The following is a 19019-nucleotide window of genomic DNA, read 5'->3' on the forward strand; positions in this document are numbered from 1 at the left end:
CTGAGGTACCACGGAGCGACGGTCGACACCGCTCCGGTCCGCACCCAACGTCGAAGATCCTTCGACTGCGCCCCTCGCGCGAATGAGGCTCTGGTGCTCGATTCCGCTGATCTTCACCTCATCGATCTGACCACTTCGCGTGGCGAGCTTACAGAGGCCTCACCGGAATGTGCACGGCGTGGAGGTGGGGAGGGGCAGTGGGACTGACGGCCGCCGCGCACGCAGAGGTGGGGAGGAACCGTGGGACTGACGGCCGCCGCGCACGCACGGGTACTCAGCGTGCACACGACCCCGTATACGGTCCCCTCAGCACACTCAGCACCACTCCTCGCGACCCAACTCCGCAGCCGGGCCCCGAGTACCTGCCTCCGCGCCGCTCCGCCTCACGGGATCGGCTCGTCCAGCACGTGGGTGACGAGCTCGGCGACCTTGGACCGCTCGGAGCGCTGCAGCGTGATGTGCGCGAACAGCTCCTTCTCCTTGAGCGCCTCAACCACGGAAGCGATCCCGTCGTAGCGGCCGATGCGGAGGTTGTCGCGCTGGGCGATGTCGTGGGTGAGCACCACGCGGGAGTTCTGGCCGATGCGGGAGAGCATGGTCAGCAGCACGTTGCGCTCGAGGGACTGCGCCTCGTCGACGATCACGAAGGCGTCATGCAGGGAGCGGCCGCGGATGTGGGTCAGCGGGAGCACCTCGAGCATGCCGCGGGAGAGGACCTCTTCGATCACGTTCTGGGAGACCATCGAGCCGAGGGTGTCGAACACCGCCTGGCCCCAGGGGCCCATCTTCTCGCTCTGGTCGCCGGGGAGGTAGCCGAGCTCCTGGCCGCCCACGGCGAACAGGGGGCGGAACACCATGATCTTGCGCTGGGTGCGGCGCTCGAGGACCGCTTCGAGACCCGCGCACAGTGCCAGGGCGCTCTTGCCGGTGCCGGCGCGGCCGCCGAGGGACACGATGCCGATGGACTCGTCCTGCAGCAGGTCGATCGCGACTCGCTGCTCGGCGGAGCGGCCGGCCACGCCGAACACCGTCTGATCGCCCTGGACCAGCGTCACCTGCTTGTCCCGGGTGATGCGACCCAGGGCGGAGCCGCGGGGGCTGGTGATGGTCAGGCCGGTGTGCATGGGGTGGTGGGCGACCTCGGGGATCTCCACGGTCTGCCCGGCGTAGAGGTCGGTCGTGGTCTGCTCGTCCACGGCGGCGGTGACCATGCCGGTGTAGCCGCGGTCGCGGGCGAGCTCGGCCCGGTACTCCTCGGCGTGGACCCCGGAGGCGGAAGCTTTGATGCGCATGGGCAGGTCCTGGAGACCAGCACCACGTTCTTCCCCTCGAGCTGCAGGTTCTTGGCGACGGCGAGGATCCGGGTGTCGTTGTCGCCGAGGCGGAACCCGTCGGGCAGGGAGGCGGCGCTCATGTGGTTGAGCTCGACGTGCACGTGGCCGCCATCCTTGCCGATCGGCAGCGGCACGGAGAGGTTCCCATGCTGTTCTCGCAGGTCGTCGAGGATGCGCAGGGCCTGCCGGGCGAAGTAGCCGAGGTCGGGGTGGTGCCGCTTGGCCTCGAGCTCGGTGACCACCACGATCGGCAGCACGATGTCGTGCTCGGCGAAGCGGTGCAGGGACAGCGGGTCGGAGAGCAGCACGGAGGTGTCCAGGACGTAGGTGATCACGCCGGTCTCGATCTCCGCAAGCATCTGCTGTGCGGCGCCGGGTCGCAGGGAGGGCACCACCGGCGCACCGTCCGGGTTCGCAGCTCCGATCACCGCCGACCCGGTGCTGGAGCCGAACGATGCCATGCCGTCGGTGGCGGGCATCGTCTCGCGCGCAGTGGTGGTCTCATCCATGGGAGCCTCCCGAGATCGAGCGGATGCCTGGACCATAGCCCCGCCGGCGCCCGCCATCGGGCGCGTCCCGCAGGGTGCGGGTACGACGTTCACCCGATCGTCATCGGGCGTTCTGCCGAGCTCCCGATACCTCCAGTGTGCCACCGCTCACACCGCGGGCCGCGCAGGCGCTCGGGCGAGTTCAGGCACCGAAGCGGCGTTCCCGGCGGCAGAAGTCCCTCAGCGCACGCAGCAGGTCCACCCGGCGGAACCCGGGCCAGTAGGTCTCGCAGAACCAGTACTCCGAGTGCACGGACTGCCACAGCAGGAAGCCCGAGAGACGCTGCTCCCCGGAGGTGCGGATGATGAGGTCGGGATCGGGCTGGCCGCGGGTGTAGAGATGCTCGGTGATCGACTCGACGCTGATGGCCGAGGCGATCTGTTCGCCGTCCAGGCCCAATGCGGCCTGTTCGCGCACGAGCTCGCGCACGGCGTCGACGATCTCCTCGCGCCCGCCGTACCCGATGGCGACGTTCACGGTGAGGCGGGAGGCGGGAACGGTCTGCTCCTGGGCGCGGGCGATGCCTGCCCGGACCTCCTGGGGCAGCGCTTCGGCGTTGCCGGTCAGGCGTACGCAGTATCCGGCGTCGATGATCTGCTCGATGGTGTCGGCGATGATCTCGTAGAGGGCGACCAGCTCTTCGGGCGGGCGGCGGAGATTGTCGGTCGAGAGCATCCACACGGTGATCAGGGGGATCTCGAGGTCCTCGCACCAGGAGAGGAACTCGAGGATCTTCGCGGCGCCCACCCGATGGCCGTGCTCGGTGGTCTCCCCGCCTCCTTGGCCCAGCGGCGGTTGCCGTCGACGATGACGCCCAGGTGCTGCGGGAGCGAGAAGGCTTCGAGCTCCTTGGTGAGCCTGCGCTCGTAGACGCGGTAGAGAAGACCGTCGTCGTCCATCGCAGCCTCCGTTCCGTCCTGCTGGTGATCGTGCCTGCGCGGCGCCGCTTACCTGCGTCGCCCGCCGCTGTGGTGCTGTGCCGCCGACGCGGACTTCGGCGCGCACTCCTCCATTATCGATCACGCCGCCCGAGGTCCTGACGAACTCAGGAAATCGACACCGGATGCGCACAGCGAGCACACGACCAACCTACGGCCCCGTAAGTTACGGTGATCCCATGAACTCCGGACGCCGCCGAGGGCACGACCCGCACTCCGCCGGGAGCCTCCCCGACTCTCCCGATCACTCCGAGGACCACCCGTCGCTCGAGGATCCCGCCCCTCGTGAGATCGTCGACGCGGTCTCCGAGAGCGGCCGCACGGAGCTGCCCGGCGACGAGGATCTGCCCACCGCAGAGGCCTTCCCCTTCGCTCCGCGCACCCTCACCCGCGCGATGGCACGCCGTGCCACCCAGCTCGGGCTGCAGCTGCCCAAGCCCCGCCTGCGGGGGACGCTGCACCTGATCGCGTTCCCCACCTCGCTGGTGCTCGGGCTGCTGCTGGTGGCGGTCGGCGAGACGTTCCTGATCCGCCTGGCCTGCGCGGTGTTCGTGCTCACCGCAGGTCTGCTGTTCGGCATCAGCGCCGTCTATCACCGCGGCACCTGGACCCCGCAGAAGGCGATCATGCTGCGGCGCTTCGACCACGCGAACATCTTCCTGATCATCGCCGGCACCTACACGCCGCTGGCAGTGTCGATGCTCGAACCGCGCCCGGCGATCACCCTGCTCTCGATCGCCTGGGGAGGCGCGCTGATCGGGGTGTGCTTCCGTCTGTTCTGGACCGGGGCGCCGCGCTGGATCTACGTGCCCGCCTATATCGCGCTGGGCTGGGTCGCGGTCTTCTACATGCCGCAGCTGCAGGCCGGGGGCGGATGGGCCGTGGTCTGGCTGCTGGTGATCGGCGGGCTCGCCTACACCGCGGGCGCGGTCATGTATGCGCTGAAGCGTCCGAACCCCTCACCGGCGTGGTTCGGGTTCCATGAACTCTTCCATGCGGGCACCCTGATCGGCTTCGGCTGCCACTTCGCGGCGGTGGCGGTCGCCGTCAGCTGAGCGGGCGCGCGCTCAGCGGCGCTCGTCGCCCTCCGGGGCGCCATCCTCGCCGTCGGCCGACTCGATCGGCCCAGCGGCCGGGCCGTCCGCGCCGTCGGCCGACTCTGCGGCATCAGCCGCATCGTCGGCCGTGCTCTGCTCCGCGGCCGCCTCGGCCTCCGCGCGCTCCTCGGCCTCCATGCGCTCCTTGACCCTCGCCTGCGCCTGGATGCGACGGGTGTGGCGGGTCATGCTGACCCCCAGCAGCACCACCAGCACCGCGAGCACGAAAGCGGCGAAGAAGCCGGGCAGGCCCGGGGAGACGGTGACGGAGTTGAGCTCTCCGCCGTCCGAGGGGTTGGGGGCTGCCAGCAGCACGCCGGCGCCCAGGAAGAGATCGGCGGCGCTCATGGGCGGGCCTCCACGTTCTCGTGGCGCAGGCCTGCGAACAGGTCGGTCTCGGGAAGTTTGACCCCGATCCGAGAGATGTGGAGCTCGTAGTCCTCGGTGCCCCACGCCGCGGTCTCCGCGTCGTGCGAGATGCGGAAGAAGGGACCCTCGGGATCGACCTGGGTGGCGTGCGCCCGCAGTGCATCGTCCCGAACACCGAGGAAGTCGCGCACGTCGACGCGGGTGGTGAGCAGGCGGTCCTGGCTCTCGTCATAGTGCTGGAGCATCTGGTCGAGAGTCTCGTTGGGCGTGCCCTCGGTGCGCAGGTGGCGGGCGACCGCCGAGAAGCGCTGCCGGTGGAAGCCGTTGATGTAGTAGAGCTTCGCGATCGACCAGGGCTCGCCGAGCTCGGGCGCGAAGTCAGGATCCGCGGCGAGGTCGAAGGCGGCCACGCTGATGCGGTTGACCTGGATGTGGTCGGGGTGCGGGTAGCCGCCGTTCTCGTCGTACGTGGTCATCACGTGGGGCCGCAGGCGGCGCACCGCCTCGACCAGCGGGCGCACGGCCTCCTCGATCGGGGTGGCCGCGAAGCTCCCGGCGGGCAGCGGGGGCAGCGGGTCGCCCTCGGGAAGGCCCGAGTCGACGAAGCCGAGCCATTCGTGGTCCACGCCCAGGATCTCCTTGGCCCGTTCCATCTCCTTGCGGCGGATCTCGGGAAGAGCCTCGATGGTGACGGTGGGGTCGTCGCGCAGGCGCGGGTTCAGCACGTCGCCGCGCTCACCACCGGTGCAGGTGATGACCGTGACCTGGACCCCTTCCCGCGCGTACCGCGCGGTCGAGCCCGCGCCCTTGGACGATTCGTCGTCCGGGTGCGCGTGGACGGCCACCATCCGCAGGGGTTCATCGGGGGCGGGCAGCAGGACGGTCACGGGACTCCTCGGAGACGGCAGGACAGGGACGGGATCCACAGGGGTGGTGCGGGCGCCTTGCGCGCGCGGCGGGAAAGGGTCGCACCGGCGTCCGATCCTACGCCACCACCTCTGGACGGAGCCGGTGCCCTTCAGTGCGGGCGGCCGACGGGCCCGGGCACGACGTGACGGGTGCCTCGCGTCTCGCCGCCGGGCTCACGGGAACAGCACGGGCGGGTCTGGGAGACTGTGCCCATGAACGATGTCAGGGATCGACAGGCGGACCGCTACGGCGGGCCCTTCGTCAGCCGCCGCACCGCACGCCTCCTCATCGGGCTGGTCGCCGCGGTGTTCATGGCTGTCGTCGTCTACGTCGGAATCCAGGCCTCGAGCAGCCCGGTGAAGTCGGAGATCCTCTCCTACGAGCATCTCGCCGATGACGTGATCGCCGTCGACTTCGTGGTGACGATGGATCCGGGCACCGAGGCGAGCTGCCGGGTCCAGGCCCTGAACAAGGGCCGGGCACAGGTCGGTTTCGTCGAGGCGACGATCCCTGCTCAGGAGGACCGTCAGAGCGCGCACCACGTCGAGATCTCCACCCAGGGCGACGCGGTCTCAGCGGAGGTCGTCAGCTGCTCTGCGCTCTGAACCCGCCCGGCAGAGGGCTCCCAGACAGGCCGGCAGACAGCAGAGCCGGGTCCCCGCAGGTGATTACTCGGTGCGCGTAATCGTTCCGAAGGTCCCCGGGAAAGCGTTCTGCTGCGTGTAAAGTACTCGGGAACCGGCACATCGCCGATTCATCATCACCCGCACACGGGGCGCATGAGGACATGTGCCCCGTGATTCGCGTATGGGGGGTCTTTCTCCCGATGCGCACTACTGAGGACGACAGGAGTGACCCCATGAGCAGCCAGCCTGATGCCGCCTGGCTCACCCAGGACGCGTACGACCGTCTGGCCAAGGAGCTCGCTGAGCTCGAAGGTCCGGGTCGTGCCGAAATCACCGAGCGCATCGCCGCGGCTCGTGACGAAGGGGACCTCAAGGAGAACGGCGGATATCACGCCGCTCGTGAGGAGCAGGGCAAGATGGAGTCCCGCATCGCGGATCTCCAGCGTCTGCTGAAGAACGCCGTGGTCGGCGAGGCCCCGCGGGACGACGGCGTCGTCGAGCAGGGCATGGTCGTGGACATCTCCATGGCCGGCAAGCAGCGCACGTTCCTGCTGGGCAACCGGGAGATCGCCGACGGCGACGACGACCTCGAGGTGTACTCCTCGGAGTCGCCGCTAGGTAGTGCGCTGCACGGCGCGAAGGTCGGCGACACCGTCGACTACACCGCGCCGAACGGCAAGTCGTTCCCGATCGAGATCCTGAAGGCCACGCCCTACAAGGCGTGAGCCCGCGGCGCCGGCCCTCACGGGCTGAGCGCATGCACGTACGACGAAGCCCCCGCCCCCGGCTGCTGCCGAGGATGGGGGCCTTCGTCGTCGTGCGAGCGGGAAACCCGCGCGGGCTCAGGCGTCATGCCCGCGATCCGGGCCCGGCGCGTCGTGCTCAGCTGCGCCGCCGTCATCCTCCCGCGAGGTCTCGGGGTCGCCGCCCGCGGCGTGGGCTCCGGGGCGGTGAGCGGCGCGGCAGCCGCGCCCGTGCCCGCGCCCGTGCCTGCGCTCGTGGTTGCAACGGCCTGACGCCGCGGGGAGAGGCGCAGCGAGGGGAGTACCGGAACGGCGAGCTTCATCCCTCCGGAGCCGCCCGAGGCTGGGGCCGGGGCCGGGTGTTTCCGGGTGAGCGCGGCGAAGTGCTCCCGGCCGGCCCGGTCCTGCCCGAGGTCGGGGCTCGGATCCCTGCCCACCACGTACAGCAGGGTGGCGTTGAGGAAGGCGAGCAGCGGGATCGCGAACAGCGCCCCGGGGATGCCTGCGACCATCGCACCGCCGGCCACTCCGAGGAACACCGCCAGCGGATGCAGTTCGACGGCCTTGCCCATCAGGAACGGCTGGAGCACGTTGCCCTCGACCTGCTGCACCACGAGCACGATCGCCAGCATGATCACCGCACCGACCCAGTTGTTCAGCACCAGCACCAGCAGCACCGCGATGGCGCCGGAGGCGATCGCACCGACCAGCGGGACGAAGGAGAACAGGAACACGAGCAGCCAGATCGGCACCGCATAGGAGCCGAGCCCCAGTGCCACCATGCCGATCGCGATGCCGAAGGCGTCCACGGCGGCCACTAGGATCTGGGTGCGCATGTACGCCGACAGCGCCTTCCAGCCGCGGCGGAATGCCTCGTGGGTGGGGATGCGGGCCGCCGGCGGCAGCAGGCCCACCACCCAGCGCCAGATCCCTGCCCCGCCTGCGAGCAGGAAGAACAGGGTGAACAGGCAGATCACGATGCCGGTGACGACGTTGCCGAGCACCGCCGCGGTGCTGAGCGCGCCGCTGACCAGCTGACCGGAGTACTGCTGGAGCTGCTCGAGCCCCTCGTCGATCGCCGCGTTGATCATCGGCGTGTCGATCTGGAAGGTGGCGGTCGCCCAGTCCACCAGTCCCTGGAAGCCCGTGACCGCCTTCTCCTGGATGTCGGCGAACTGCGCGAACAGCTGCCGCCCTGCAAGGGTGAACATCCCCGAGATCACCAGCAGCAGCCCCAACAGAGCGACGCCGCTGGCCGCTCCGCGGCCCAGGAATGTGAAGCGGGTCAGCACCTTGACCACCGGTGTCAGCAGCGCGGCGAGCAGTATCGCGATCACCACCGGGATGACGATGGTGGTGATCTGCAGCAGGCCCCAGAGGATCAGGGCCGAGGCCGCGACGACCACGATCAGGCGCCAGGACCAGGCCGCTGCACGGCGGACGCCGAGCGGGATCTCTTCCACCTCCGGCGCGAGGCTCGTGGCCCGTGGGGTGGGGCGCAGCTTCGACATGGGACTCCTTCCGCGAGCCACGGCGGCTCAGGGGGCATCCTAGTCGCGGGCACCGTGGCGTCAGCACGCGGGCACAGCCGGGAGGCCGACGAAGGTCGGCCCCCGTCTCGCCGAGCGACGGGCATGGGATCGGCACCCTGCGCATTACCGTGGACGCATGCACAGCGACCATCCGTCACCCTCCCCGAGCTCCGTGCCCCCGATGCCCCTCCCGCAGCGCCCCTCAGCGCCCCGCGCCCGGTTGACGGCATCGCCGCACCGATCGCCGCCGACGCCGCTGTCCCGGACCACACCGCCCTGTCGATCCGGGGGCTGCGCAAGTCCTTCGACAAGACCGAGGTCGTCCACGGGATCTCGCTGGATGTGCCTCAGGGGTCGTTCTACGGGATCGTGGGACCCAACGGCGCCGGCAAGACCACCACCCTGTCGATGGCCACCGGCCTGCTGCGCCCGGACGCCGGCGCCGCCCTCGTGCTCGGTCACGATATGTGGGTCGAGCCGCAGCGGGCGAAGGCCCGGCTCGGGGTCCTCGCGGACGGTCTGCGTACCTTCGACCGGCTCACCGGCCGCGAGCTGCTCACCTATGTGGGGCTGGTCCGCGGGATGAAGGCCGACGTGGTCGAGGAGCGTATGGAGTCGCTGCTGTCGGCCCTGGACCTCGCGGGTGAGGACGGCAAGCTCGTCGTCGACTACTCCGCCGGCATGACCAAGAAGATCCTGCTGGCCAGCGCCCTGCTGCACGCACCGCGGCTGCTGGTGCTGGACGAGCCGCTCGAGGCGGTCGACCCGGTCTCCGCCCAGGTGATCCGCACGATCCTCACCGCCTATGTCGCCGGCGGCGGCACCGTGGTGCTCTCCAGCCACGTGATGGAGCTGGTCGAGGGGCTGTGCAGCCACGTCGCGATCATCGCCGGCGGCGAACTGATGGCCGACGGCACCCTCGACGAGGTCCGGCAGGGCGGCAGCCTGGTGCAGACCTTCATCGATCTGGTCGGCGGCGGCGACGTCGCGGAGGGGAGCCTGTCGTGGTTGGAGTCCTGAGCAGCGAGCATGTCGCCACCGCCTCAGCGACGGGCGTCCACCACGGTGAGATCTCCCAGAAGTCCCTGCTCCGCCTGCAGCTGAAGCTCAAGTGGACGCTGTGGAAGCGGTCCTACCGCAAGAACATCGGCAAGCTCATCGGCACCATCTTCGGGGTGCTGTACGCCCTGGGCGGGCTCGTGGGCCTGGTGTTCCTGTTCCTGGGGACGACGCTGTGGGCCGGGGAGGGCTCCACCTTCCCCTGGTGGTGCGAGGGCTCGGGGCCCTCACCGTGCTGCTGTGGTTCTTGATCCCGGTGGTCGCCTTCGGGCTCGACGACACCTTGGATCCACGGGCCTTCGCGCTCTTCCCCCGCAGCGCGAAGGACCTCCAGCCGGGTATGTTCGCCGCCGCGGCGCTGAGCCTGCCGAGCCTCTTCACGCTGCTCGCGATCGCGGCCGCGACCGGATTCGAGCTGCTGTGGCTGATCGTGTTCGGTCAGAGCGCAGCGTGGATCATCCTCGGCGCTCTGGCGCTGATCCCGGCGAACCTCGCCGCCTTCGCGCTGTGCCTGCTGCTGCCCCGTGCCTGGTTCGCGCATTCGGCCAGCCGCTCCTCGTCCCGCAGCGGCCGCGAGGTGGGCGGGATGCTCGGCTTCCTGCTGATGTTCGTGGTGATCTACGGCTTCTCGCTGGGCATGCAGCGCATCGGCGACATGAACTTCGCCCTGCTGGAGCGCTGGCTGCCCGGGATCGTCGAAGCTCTGGCGTGGACGCCCATCGGCGCGCTCTTCTCGGTGCCGATGGATCTCGCCGGGGGGCGGGTGCTGACCGCACTGCTGCGCGCGGTGATCGGCGCGAGCACGATTGTGCTGGTGTGGCTGTGGTGGAGGCGATCGATCGATCTCTCCCTCACCTCCGCTCTCTCCGGGGACGCCTCCTCGGGCGACGCCAAGGTCTCGCCGCTGGTACCGCGGTTCGTCCCTGCCGGCGCCTTCGGTGCCGTGATGGGCAAGTCGCTGCGCTACTGGCGGCGCGACACCCGCTATCTCGCGGCGCTCGGCCTCTACCCGGTGATGATCGTGTTCTTCGTGGCGATGGGGTTCATGCTCCCCGAGTCGCGCCCGATGATGCTCGGGATGACGATCTTCATGTGCGGGATGAGCGGGATGAGCCTGGCCAACGAGATCGGCTTCGACGGCCCGGCCGGCTGGGTCAACATCGTCACCGGGCTCCCGTCGCGCGCGAACCTGCTGGGTCGCATCGCCGCGATGGCGCTGCTGATGGTGCCCGGCGTGGTGCTGGTGACGGTCACGATCCCGCTGCTGTACGGGATGCCGCAGCTGCTGCCGATGACGGTGCTGGGCTCGCTGGGGACGATGGTCTGCGGCTGGGGGATCTCGATGGTGGTGGGGGCGATGCTCCCCTACCCCAGCTCGGCCCCCGGCACCAACCCGATGAAGGACAAGTCCGCCTCGAGCTCGAACGCGATGATCGCGATGACGGTGGCGATGCTGGCCGTGTTCGTGCCGCTGCTGCCTGCGCTCGGCGTGGGCATCTGGGGCGCCGTGGTCGGCAGCATGGCGCTGACGGTCCTCGCCGGCGTGCTGGCGCTCGTCGCCGGGGCGGTCGTGTTCCTGGTGGGCCTGCGGATCGCAGTGGTGCGGATCGATGCGCGCTATCCGGACCTGTTCCAGAAGGTCCGCGCCCACGTCTAGGACAGTGCGCGCTCCATCACCAGCGCGTCGATCCGTCGGCCGCGGATGCGGTAGTACCCGCGCCGACGGTCGATCTCCCGGTAGCCCGCGGCGGCGTAGAACGCCCGGGCCCGGGAGTTGTCCTCCCGCACCTCGAGCAGCATCCGCCCGGCCCCTGCCGAACGGGCCTGCTCCTCGCACCAGCCCAGCAGCGCGCGGCCGATGCCGGCACCCTCACGGCGCGTGCCGATGGTGTGCAGGTCGGCGAGGTCGCCGGCGAGCATGATCCCGGCGTAGCCGAGCAGCGCACCGTCGGCCTGCGGCCCCTGCGCGGCCAGGACGTAGCGGCGGTCGGGGTGCTCGATCTCGGCGGCGAGCTGGAACACGTTCCAGGACTCGTCCGGGAACAGCTCGAGCTCTGCGAAGGCGATTTCCTCGACGTCCTCGATCGTGACGGGGCGCAGCGCCCAGTCCGTGTCCGTTCCGGGCGACTCCGCGGTGCCCGGCGTCTGAGCGTCGCCGACCATCTCAGCGGCCCAGGGCGCTCTTGCGCGCGGTGGGCTTGGCTGCGTCGGGCTCGCGCAGGTACATCGGCTCGGTGCTGCTGAGGTCCTCTCCGCGAGCGCTGAGCTCAGCGGCGGCGAGCAGCAGGTGCCCGGCGTCGACGTGCACCAGATCAGCGGTGGCGGGCAGCAGGTCCGGGTAGATCCCGGTCCCGGAGCCGACGAGGATGTCGCAGGCGGTGAGCTGCTCGCCGACCTCGGCGGGGGCGTCGACCGCGGGGTCGGCGGTCCGGGTGACCTCGCCGTCCGCCTCGCGGCGGTAGCGCGCGTGGTACACCTCGCGGCGTCGGGCATCGAGAGCGACCCCCACCGTCACCGGACCGTCCTGCGCGGGCCCGTGAGCGGCGAGCGCCTGATGGGCGAGGGCGTCGAGGGAGCTGAGCCCGTGCAGCGGCACGCCGAGCACCGCGGCGATGGAGCGGGCGGAGACCAGGCCCACCCGCAGGCCGGTGAACGGCCCGGGGCCGCGGCCGACGATGACGCCGGTGAGCTCTGCCCGCTCCGCACCTGCGGCGCGCATGGCCTCGTCGATCAGGGCCAGCAGCACCTCGTCGTGGTGGCGGGACCGCTCGTCGGCGCGGACCTCGAGGATCTCGGGGGCGGGGCCGGTGAGCTCCCCGCGCGCGACGGCGACGCTCACCGCACCGGAGGTGTCGATTCCCAGCAGCATCAGCGGTTCCCCTCGGTGGGCGCGGCGACCCGTTCGGTCGTGGTGGTCTCCCCGGCCCGGCGGTGCCGTCCGGGCCGGTGATGGTGGCCAGTGCCGCCTCGAGCCGGAGCACGGCCGGCTCGTCCCAGCGGGGCCCGCTCGGGGTCAGGCGCAGGGTGCGCGGCTCATCAGGGTCGTCCGGGTCATCGACGTGGTCGGGCCGTTCGAGCTCGATCAGGAGGTACGAGTCCACGAGGTGCTCGACCCGGTCGCGGCCCCACTCCACCACGGTGACGGCCCGGTCGAGGTCCGCCTCGAGGTCGAGGTCGTCGATCTCCCCGCCGCCGCCGAGACGGTAGGCGTCCACGTGGACCAGGTCGGGGCCCTCGCCGAGGCTGGGGTGGACGCGTTCGATGACGAAGGTGGGCGAGGCGACGGGGCCGCGCACGCCCAGCCCGGCGCCCAGGCCCTGGGTGAAGGTGGTCTTGCCGGCGCCGAGGGGGCCGTCGAGCACGAGCATGTCCCCGGGGCGCAGCACTGCGGCCAGTGCACGTGCCACCGCGCGGGTGCCCTCGGCGTCACGGGTCCGCACGGGCAGTGCGTTCACGACCGGACCTCGCGGGAGACGCGGCCGGAGACGGAGGTGAGGATCTCGTAGGGGATCGTCCCGGCGGCCCGGGCCCAGTCTTCGGCGGTGGAGGCGGCGGGGGCGTTCGGGGCGCCACCGGCGTCACCGAAGAGGAACACCTCGTCGCCGGCGCGGGCCTCGGTGTCGGGGCCGAGGTCGATGACGATCTGGTCCATGCTGATGCGTCCCACCTGCGGTGCGCGGCGGTCACCGGACTCGGTGCGGACGATCACGCCGCACTGGTCGCTGCCGGTGCGGTGCAGGCCGTCGGCGTAACCGATCGGCACCAGTCCCAGGCAGGTGCGGCGGTCGGTGGAGCGGATGCGGCCGTAGCCGATGCTGTGCCCCTCGGGCACCTCTTTGATGAGGGCGAGGCGGCTGGTGAGGGTCATCGCCGGTCGCAGCGGCACGTCCGTGGGGACCGGCGGGTAGCCGTACAGCGCGATGCCGGGGCGCACGATGTCGCGGTGCAGATCGGGGCGGGTGAGCGTGGCGGCGGAGTTCGCGATGTGCTGCAGCGGGATCGGGCCGACCTCCTCGGCGAGCGCCTCGCAGGCCGAGTCGAACAGCTCCACCTGCTGATCGGTCGCTGGATCGTTCGGGTCGTCGGCATTGGTGAGGTGGGTCCAGGCGGCGGTGAGCTGGATGAACTCGTCCTCCCACATGGCGGCGCCGATCTCATGGATCTGCCAGGGCAGCACCCCGTTGCGGCCCATGCCGGTGTCGATCTTCAGGTGCACGCGGGCGCGGCGGTCGGCCTGCCGCGCCGCCTCGGAGACCAGGGTCAGCATCTCCGGGGAGCCGACGGCGACGTCCACGCCGGAGCCGAGGACCTCGGGCAGCACGGTCCTCGCGGTGTGCGGCTCGTACAGCCAGGTGAGGATCTGCGCGTCGAGCCCGGCGCGAGCGAGGGCGAGGGCGCTGGCGGGGTGGGCGACGCCGAGCCAGGTGGCGCCGCCTTCGATCGCGGCGCGGGCAGCGGTGAGCATTCCGTGGCCGTAGCCGTCGGCCTTCACCACCGCCATCAGGGCGGTCTGCTCCTCGAGCAGGGTGCCGAGCGCGCGGGTGTTCTGGGTGATCGCCGAGGGGTCGATCACGGCCCGGTTGGGCACGTGCCGAGGGTCCTCGGCAGGGATCGCGATGGTCATCGGGCTCCTTGGATCACGTGGGCGTCCGCCAGGATAGTCCCGATCGTGGCGGGCAGGTGCGCGGCCACCTCGAGGGCGACCAGGGGCTGGAGGCCGTCGCGGGAGGCGAGGCGGCCTGCACGGCCGTGGAGGATCGCGGCGAGCGCGGCGGCGTCGGGGCCGGTCAGGCCCGCGGCGAGGAGGGTGCCGAGCACCCCGGCGAGCACGTCCCCGGTGCCGGCGGTCGCCAGCTGCGGCGTCGCGTCGTCCTGGGCGCGCAACGTCCCGCCGTCCCCGGGCGCGATGAGGGTGATCGCACCCTTGAGCAGCACTGTCGCGCCGGTGGCCTCGGCGGCGGGCCGGGGCGAGCAGCGCACCGGGCAGCTCGGGGTCGAGGTCCAGGCGGCGGGCCAGGCGCTCCGCCTCGCCGCGGTGCGGGGTGAGGACCACGTCGGGCCCGAAACGGTGCTCGGCAGTCAGCACATCGAGGGCGCCGGCGTCGATCACGCCCCGCTCGATGCTCCCGCCCGCGGTGCCGCCCTTCCTGCGCAGGCGGTCCACGCCGGCGGCGGCGCGGGGATCGTCGGGTCCGAGCCCGGGCCCGACGACGAGCGCGTCGGTGCGGCCCACAGCATCGAGGTCCACGGCATCGGCGCCGCCGACGGCACGTTCGATGCGGTGGCCGACGACTTCCGGCCGCTCCCGCAGCACCAGGTCGAGGACCTTCTGCGGGGCCAGGCAGCGGACCATACCGGCGCCGGCGCGGGCGGCACCGGAGGCGGCGAGCACAGCGGCACCCGGGTACTGGTCGCTGCCGGCAGCGAGCGCGACCACGCCGCGGGAGTACTTGCTCGCCTCACGGCCCGGTCGGGGCAGCAGGGCACGGGCATCGGAGTCCTCGAGCCGGAGCACGGAGGGCGCCGCAGGCAGGTGCGGTGCGATCCCGATGTCGACGAGGTGGAGGGCGCCGGCGCGCTCGGCGCCGCCGGGCAGCAGCAGGCCGGCTTTGACCGCCCCGAAGGTGACGGTCTCGCTCGCGTGCAGGGCCTCGGGAGCGGCCTGTCCCGTGGTGGCGTCGACGAAGCTGGGCAGGTCCACCGCGATCACGGGGACGCCGCGTGCACGCACCACAGCCAGCAACGGGGCGAGGGCCGCGGGGACGTCGGGGCGGCCGCCGAGGCCGAGGATCGCATCGAGGACCAGATCGGTCTCGGCGAGGTGCTCCTCGAGCATGCCCGGAGCGGTGTCGGCGAGCGCCATGAGCGTGCCGCCCGCAGTGCGCAGCGCGTCGGCGCCCTCGGCGTGGACTCGTTCTGCGGTGGTCAGCGCGTCGGCGGCGATCCCCGGCTGCGCAGCATCGCGGCGGCGTGGAGCCCGTCGCCACCGTTCGCACCGGCACCTGCCAGGACCAGGACCTGCGGCGGGGCAGTACCGGTGGCACTGCCGGTGCCGGTGGTGCTGCCGGTGCGGCCGTCGGATGTGTCCAGACGGGCGGAGACATGGTCTGCCAGTGCCCGGGCGGCGCGGAGCATGAGCGGCTCCCCCGCGGCGAGCAGGGGCGACTCGGCGTCCCGCACCGTCTGGGCGTCGTAGGCGCGGATCATCGTGGCCGAACCTCGTCGGCGGCGGCTCCGGCTGCTCCCGGTGTGCCCGCCTCGCGCTCGGCGACGACGATCGCGGTGGCGATCTCCCCGTCATGGGAGAGGGACAGGTGCAGGTGTGCGACGCCCTGTGCCTCGGCGGCGCGCAGGGTGGCACCGCGCAGGCGCAGGTAGGGGCGGCGCACTTCGGTGCGCTCGACGGTGACGTCCTGCCAGGAGAAGTCTCCCGGGGCGCCGAGGGCCTTGCCGACGGCCTCCTTCGCGGCCACGCGGGCGGCGCGGGAGGCGGCGGACAGGCCTCGTTCGGAGGGGGTCAGCAGCCGCTCGAGCAGGGCGGGGGTCCGCTCCAGCATCGCGCTGAGCCGCCCGATCTCGACCACGTCGATGCCGACACCCGCGATGGTGCCGTCGTCACGGGGTGCGAAGGCCCGGCCGCCGAAGCTGTCATCGGGGCCGGGCCTGTGCGTCGCGGTCGGGAAAGTGCTCACCCCGGCAGTATCACACCCCGAGCTGGGCCTTGTGGAGGTGCCAGGTCACTCCACGGTGACGGACTTGGCGAGGTTGCGGGGCTGGTCCACGTCCAGTCCCTTCGCGGTCGCGAGCTCGCAGGAGAAGATCTGCAGGGGGATCACTGTCAGCAGCGCGGCGAACAGGGTGCGGGTGGCGGGCACCCGGATCACCTCATCGGCGTAGGGCAGCACCGCGTCGTCGCCCTCCTCGGCGATCACCAGGGTGCGGGCGCCGCGGGCGCGCACCTCCTGGATGTTCGAGACCACCTTGGAGTGCAGGGAGTGGCGGCCGTTCGGGGAGGGGACGATGACGAACACCGGCTGCCCCTCCTCGACCAGGGCGATCGGGCCGTGCTTGAGCTCCCCGGCGGCGAAGCCCTCGGCATGGATGTAGGCGATCTCCTTGAGCTTGAGCGCGCCCTCCATCGCCGTGGGGTAGCCGACGTGGCGGCCCAGGAAGAGCACGCTGGTGGTGTCCTTCATGTCGCGGGCGAGCTGCTCGACCTGTGCGGAGCTGTCCAGCACCTGCTGGATCTGGTCCGGGATCTGCTCGAGGTCGCCCATCAGCGCAGCGATCTCGTCGGGGTAGAGGTTGCCGCGCGTCTGGGCGAGGAACAGGCCCAGCAGGTAGCAGGCCGCGATCTGGCCCAGGTAGGCCTTGGTGGACGCGACCGCGATCTCGGGGCCGACGTGCAGGTACAGCGCGGCGTCGGCTTCGCGGGGGATGGTCGAGCCGCGGGTGTTGCACAGCGCGATCACCTTCGCGCCCTGCTCGCGGGCGTGGCGCACGGCCATCAGGGTGTCCATGGTCTCGCCGGACTGGGAGATCGCGACGACGAGGGTCTTCTCGGTGACGACGGGGTCGCGGTAGCGGAACTCGTGGGCGAGCTCCACCTCGGTGGGGATTCGGCACCAGTGCTCGATGGCGTACTTCGCGACGGCGCCGGCGTTGGCGGCCGTGCCGCAGGCGACCACCACGATCTTGTCGATGCTGCGCAGCACGGAGGGGTCGATGTCCATCTCGTCCAGCTGGAGCGAACCGTTCTCGAGCCGCCCGCGCAGGGTGTCGGCCACGGCGCCGGCCTGTTCGTGGATCTCCTTGGCCATGAAGGAGTCGTAGCCGCCCTTCTGTGCGGCCGCGGCGTCCCATTCGATCGTGTAGCGCTTGGCGTCGGTGACCTCGACGCCGTCGAAGTCGATGATCGCCACGGAGTCGGCGCTGACGGTGACGACCTGGTCCTGACCGATCTCGAGGGCCTCCTTGGTGGAGTCCACGAAGGCGGCGACGTCGGAGCCGAGGAAGTTCTCCCTCCCCCAGCCCCACCACGAGCGGGGAGTTGCGGCGGGCGGCGACCACGGTGTCCGGGGCGTCGCGGTGCACGGCGAGCAGGGTGAAGGCGCCCTCGAGGGAGGCGGCGGCGCGGCGCATCGCCTCGGTGAGGTCCCCGGCCTGCTCCATCTCGCGGGCGATCAGGTGCGCGGCCGCTTCGGAGTCGGTCTCGGAGGTGAAGGAGTAGCCGTCGGCCTCGAGCTCGGCGCGGAGGGAGGCGAAGTTCTCGATGATGCCGTTGTGCACCACGGCGATCTCGCCCTCGCGGCCGCCCAGGTGGGGGTGGGCGTTGGTGTCGGTGGGGCCGCCGTGGGTGGCCCAGCGGGTGTGGGCGATCGCGACACCCCGGTGGTCTCGGCGGAGTCGGCGAGGGCCTCGCGCAGGTTGGCGAGCTTCCCGGCGCGCTTGGTCACGTGCACGGTCCCGTCGTCGATCACCGCGACGCCCGCGGAGTCGTATCCGCGGTATTCGAGGCGGGCGAGACCCTGGAGGGCGACGTCCACGGGACGAGAAGAGGGGGCTGAGGCGCTGGGGCCTGCGTATCCGACGATTCCACACATGCCGATCACGCTAATGATCCCGTCTCCGGATCTCGCGGCCGGAGCCGTTTCGGTGCGAGTCCTTCCTCACCTCCGGAGGGGTCGCTGCATGCGCGTGGCCGAACCTGCGCATGACTGGTCAGATTCGCGCACGGGCACCCTCGGCCCCTCTCCGCGTGGTTCCACGGCGCGTGTTCCAGACCTCGTCGGGCATCGCCGGGGCGAGGTGCCGGGCCCGAACGGGTCTCATCTCACAGCGCCGTGGACGGGAAGTGCCCGCGGTACTGGAACAATCAACTCCATGAAGGCCGGTTCAGCGTCGAGCACCGTCACCCCGTTCGAGGAGATCTCACGGGAGGACTGGGCGAGGCTGTCCCGACAGACCCCCTGCCGCTCTCCGAGGACGACGTCACCCGCCTGCGCGGCCTGGGCGATCGTCTCGACCTGCAGGAGGTCGATGCCGTCTACCGGCCCATCTCGCGCCTGCTGAACATCCAGGTCGCCGCCGCCCAGGCGCTGCGCCGCGACCGGGAGGACTTCCTGGACCAGCATCAGCAGCGCACCCCGTACGTGATCGGTGTGGCCGGGTCGGTGGCGGTCGGCAAATCCACCACCGCGCGACTGCTCCGGGAGCTGATGGCGCGCTGGCCGAACACCCCTCAGGTCCAGCTGGTGACCACCGATGGCTTCCTCTACCCCAACGCCGAGCTCGAGGCGCGCGGCATCATGCAGCGCAAGGGGTTCCCCGAGAGCTACGACCGGCGCCGCCTGCTGCGCTTCGTCGCCGATGTGAAGGCCGGGCACGAGCGCGTCGAGGCGCCCGTCTACTCGCACCTGACCTACGACATCCTCGAGGACGAGCGGGTGGTGGTCGAGAAGCCGGACGTGCTGATCGTCGAGGGGCTCAACGTGCTCCAGCCGGCCCGTCCCCGCCGTGACGGCCGCCTGGGGATGGCGGTCTCGGACTTCTTCGACTTCTCCGTCTACGTCGACGCCCGGATGGAGGACGTGCAGCGCTGGTACGTGGACCGGTTCCTGAAGCTCCGGCGCACCGCCTTCTCCGATCCGCGCTCGTACTTCCGCCGCTACGCGGAGCTCACCGACGAGGAGGCGAAGGAGACGGCGCTGGGGATCTGGCGCTCGATCAACGGCCCGAACCTGACCGAGAACGTGGTCCCCACGCGCGGCCGCGCCGATCTGGTGCTGCGCAAGGACGGCCAGCACCGCGTGCACTCGGTGCTGCTGCGGAAGGTCTAGCCCTCACAAAAAGACACGCCCGCC

Annotated in this window: 15 protein-coding genes and 6 pseudogenes; 7 read left to right on the forward strand and 14 right to left on the reverse strand. The window is 71.2% G+C overall.

The genetic code is table 11. From position 1 onward, the window contains the following. Nucleotides 1-383: 383 nt before the first annotated feature. A pseudogene (locus H3H54_RS13505) lies at nucleotides 384-1693 on the reverse strand (PhoH family protein). Between the two features lie 331 nt (nucleotides 1694-2024). Continuing rightward, nucleotides 2025-2782 (reverse strand): annotated as a pseudogene (locus H3H54_RS13510) (isoprenyl transferase). A 218-nt stretch (nucleotides 2783-3000) separates the two neighbouring features. On the opposite strand from H3H54_RS13510, the gene H3H54_RS13515 reads away from it, so the two are divergent. Next, entirely contained in the window at nucleotides 3001-3876 is an 876-nt protein-coding gene (locus H3H54_RS13515) for a hemolysin III family protein (protein WP_262424267.1), read from the forward strand. 12 nt (nucleotides 3877-3888) lie between these two features. Here the strand turns inward: H3H54_RS13515 and H3H54_RS13520 are convergent, their stop codons facing one another. Beyond that, a complete protein-coding gene (locus H3H54_RS13520; RefSeq protein ID WP_262424268.1) occupies nucleotides 3889-4266 on the reverse strand; it encodes a hypothetical protein in 378 nt (125 codons plus the stop codon). After that, nucleotides 4263-5174 carry a mycothiol conjugate amidase Mca gene (gene mca / locus H3H54_RS13525; RefSeq protein WP_262424269.1) on the reverse strand — a complete coding sequence of 304 codons (912 nt, stop codon included), beginning with the start codon at nucleotides 5172-5174 and terminating at the stop codon, nucleotides 4263-4265. Before mca ends, H3H54_RS13520 begins: the two co-directional genes overlap by 4 nt. Before the next feature lie 234 nt (nucleotides 5175-5408). Between mca and H3H54_RS13530 the strand changes: the two genes are divergently transcribed. Together H3H54_RS13530 and greA are read left to right on the forward strand one after the other, a co-directional pair. After that, the gene (locus tag H3H54_RS13530; RefSeq protein WP_262424270.1) at nucleotides 5409-5801 is read left to right on the forward strand and encodes a DUF4307 domain-containing protein; all 393 of its coding nucleotides are present in this window, start codon (nucleotides 5409-5411) and stop codon (nucleotides 5799-5801) included. 254 nt (nucleotides 5802-6055) lie between these two features. Next, entirely contained in the window at nucleotides 6056-6547 is a 492-nt protein-coding gene (gene greA / locus H3H54_RS13535) for a transcription elongation factor GreA (RefSeq protein WP_262424271.1), read from the forward strand. 17 nt (nucleotides 6548-6564) lie between these two features. On the opposite strand, the gene H3H54_RS13540 is transcribed toward greA, so the two are convergent. Then, nucleotides 6565-8076, reverse strand: coding sequence for an AI-2E family transporter (locus tag H3H54_RS13540; protein WP_262424272.1), 1512 nt, complete (start codon nucleotides 8074-8076; stop codon nucleotides 6565-6567). A 123-nt stretch (nucleotides 8077-8199) separates the two neighbouring features. On the opposite strand from H3H54_RS13540, the gene H3H54_RS13545 reads away from it, so the two are divergent. From H3H54_RS13545 to H3H54_RS13555, 3 genes are read left to right on the forward strand one after another with little or no spacing between them, the layout of a single operon-like run. Then, a complete protein-coding gene (locus tag H3H54_RS13545; RefSeq protein WP_262424273.1) occupies nucleotides 8200-9117 on the forward strand; it encodes an ABC transporter ATP-binding protein in 918 nt (305 codons plus the stop codon). Next, the gene (locus tag H3H54_RS13550) at nucleotides 9102-9407 is read left to right on the forward strand and encodes a hypothetical protein (RefSeq protein WP_262424274.1); all 306 of its coding nucleotides are present in this window, start codon (nucleotides 9102-9104) and stop codon (nucleotides 9405-9407) included. The genes H3H54_RS13545 and H3H54_RS13550 overlap by 16 nt, the downstream gene beginning before the upstream one ends. Then, complete coding sequence (locus H3H54_RS13555) at nucleotides 9362-10813, forward strand: hypothetical protein (RefSeq protein WP_262424275.1); 1452 nt, start codon at nucleotides 9362-9364, stop codon at nucleotides 10811-10813. Before H3H54_RS13550 ends, H3H54_RS13555 begins: the two co-directional genes overlap by 46 nt. Here H3H54_RS13555 and H3H54_RS13560 read toward each other — a convergent pair. From H3H54_RS13560 to glmS, 9 genes and pseudogenes are all read right to left on the reverse strand, one after another. Then, a complete protein-coding gene (locus tag H3H54_RS13560) occupies nucleotides 10810-11319 on the reverse strand; it encodes a GNAT family N-acetyltransferase (protein ID WP_262424276.1) in 510 nt (169 codons plus the stop codon). The two genes, H3H54_RS13555 and H3H54_RS13560, sit on opposite strands and share 4 nt — an antisense overlap. A gap of 1 nt (nucleotide 11320) precedes the next feature. Continuing rightward, the gene (gene tsaB, locus H3H54_RS13565; RefSeq protein ID WP_262424277.1) at nucleotides 11321-12025 is read right to left on the reverse strand and encodes a tRNA (adenosine(37)-N6)-threonylcarbamoyltransferase complex dimerization subunit type 1 TsaB; all 705 of its coding nucleotides are present in this window, start codon (nucleotides 12023-12025) and stop codon (nucleotides 11321-11323) included. An 88-nt stretch (nucleotides 12026-12113) separates the two neighbouring features. Further along, nucleotides 12114-12611 (reverse strand): annotated as a pseudogene (gene tsaE / locus H3H54_RS13570) (tRNA (adenosine(37)-N6)-threonylcarbamoyltransferase complex ATPase subunit type 1 TsaE); the annotation flags it as partial. Next, nucleotides 12608-13780 carry an alanine racemase gene (gene alr, locus H3H54_RS13575; RefSeq protein WP_262426486.1) on the reverse strand — a complete coding sequence of 391 codons (1173 nt, stop codon included), beginning with the start codon at nucleotides 13778-13780 and terminating at the stop codon, nucleotides 12608-12610. The pseudogene tsaE and the gene alr, both read right to left, overlap by 4 nt. Beyond that, on the reverse strand, nucleotides 13777-14091 hold the full coding sequence (locus H3H54_RS13580) for an NAD(P)H-hydrate dehydratase (protein ID WP_262426487.1): 315 nt from the start codon (nucleotides 14089-14091) through the stop codon (nucleotides 13777-13779). Before H3H54_RS13580 ends, alr begins: the two co-directional genes overlap by 4 nt. 124 nt (nucleotides 14092-14215) lie before the next feature. Then, a pseudogene (locus H3H54_RS13585) lies at nucleotides 14216-15019 on the reverse strand (NAD(P)H-hydrate epimerase); the annotation flags it as partial. Between the two features lie 62 nt (nucleotides 15020-15081). Then, on the reverse strand, nucleotides 15082-15363 hold the full coding sequence (locus H3H54_RS13590) for an NAD(P)H-hydrate epimerase (protein ID WP_316249038.1): 282 nt from the start codon (nucleotides 15361-15363) through the stop codon (nucleotides 15082-15084). Continuing rightward, entirely contained in the window at nucleotides 15360-15848 is a 489-nt protein-coding gene (locus H3H54_RS13595) for a holo-ACP synthase (protein ID WP_262424278.1), read from the reverse strand. Before H3H54_RS13595 ends, H3H54_RS13590 begins: the two co-directional genes overlap by 4 nt. A 45-nt stretch (nucleotides 15849-15893) precedes the next feature. After that, nucleotides 15894-17759 (reverse strand): annotated as a pseudogene (gene glmS / locus H3H54_RS13600) (glutamine--fructose-6-phosphate transaminase (isomerizing)). 280 nt (nucleotides 17760-18039) lie between these two features. On the opposite strand from glmS, the pseudogene coaA reads away from it, so the two are divergent. Next, nucleotides 18040-18995: pseudogene (gene coaA / locus H3H54_RS13605) on the forward strand (type I pantothenate kinase). Nucleotides 18996-19019 lie beyond the last annotated feature (24 nt).

The sequence above is a fragment of the Brachybacterium sp. Z12 genome (assembly GCF_014400405.1).
Lineage (GTDB): Bacteria > Actinomycetota > Actinomycetes > Actinomycetales > Dermabacteraceae > Brachybacterium.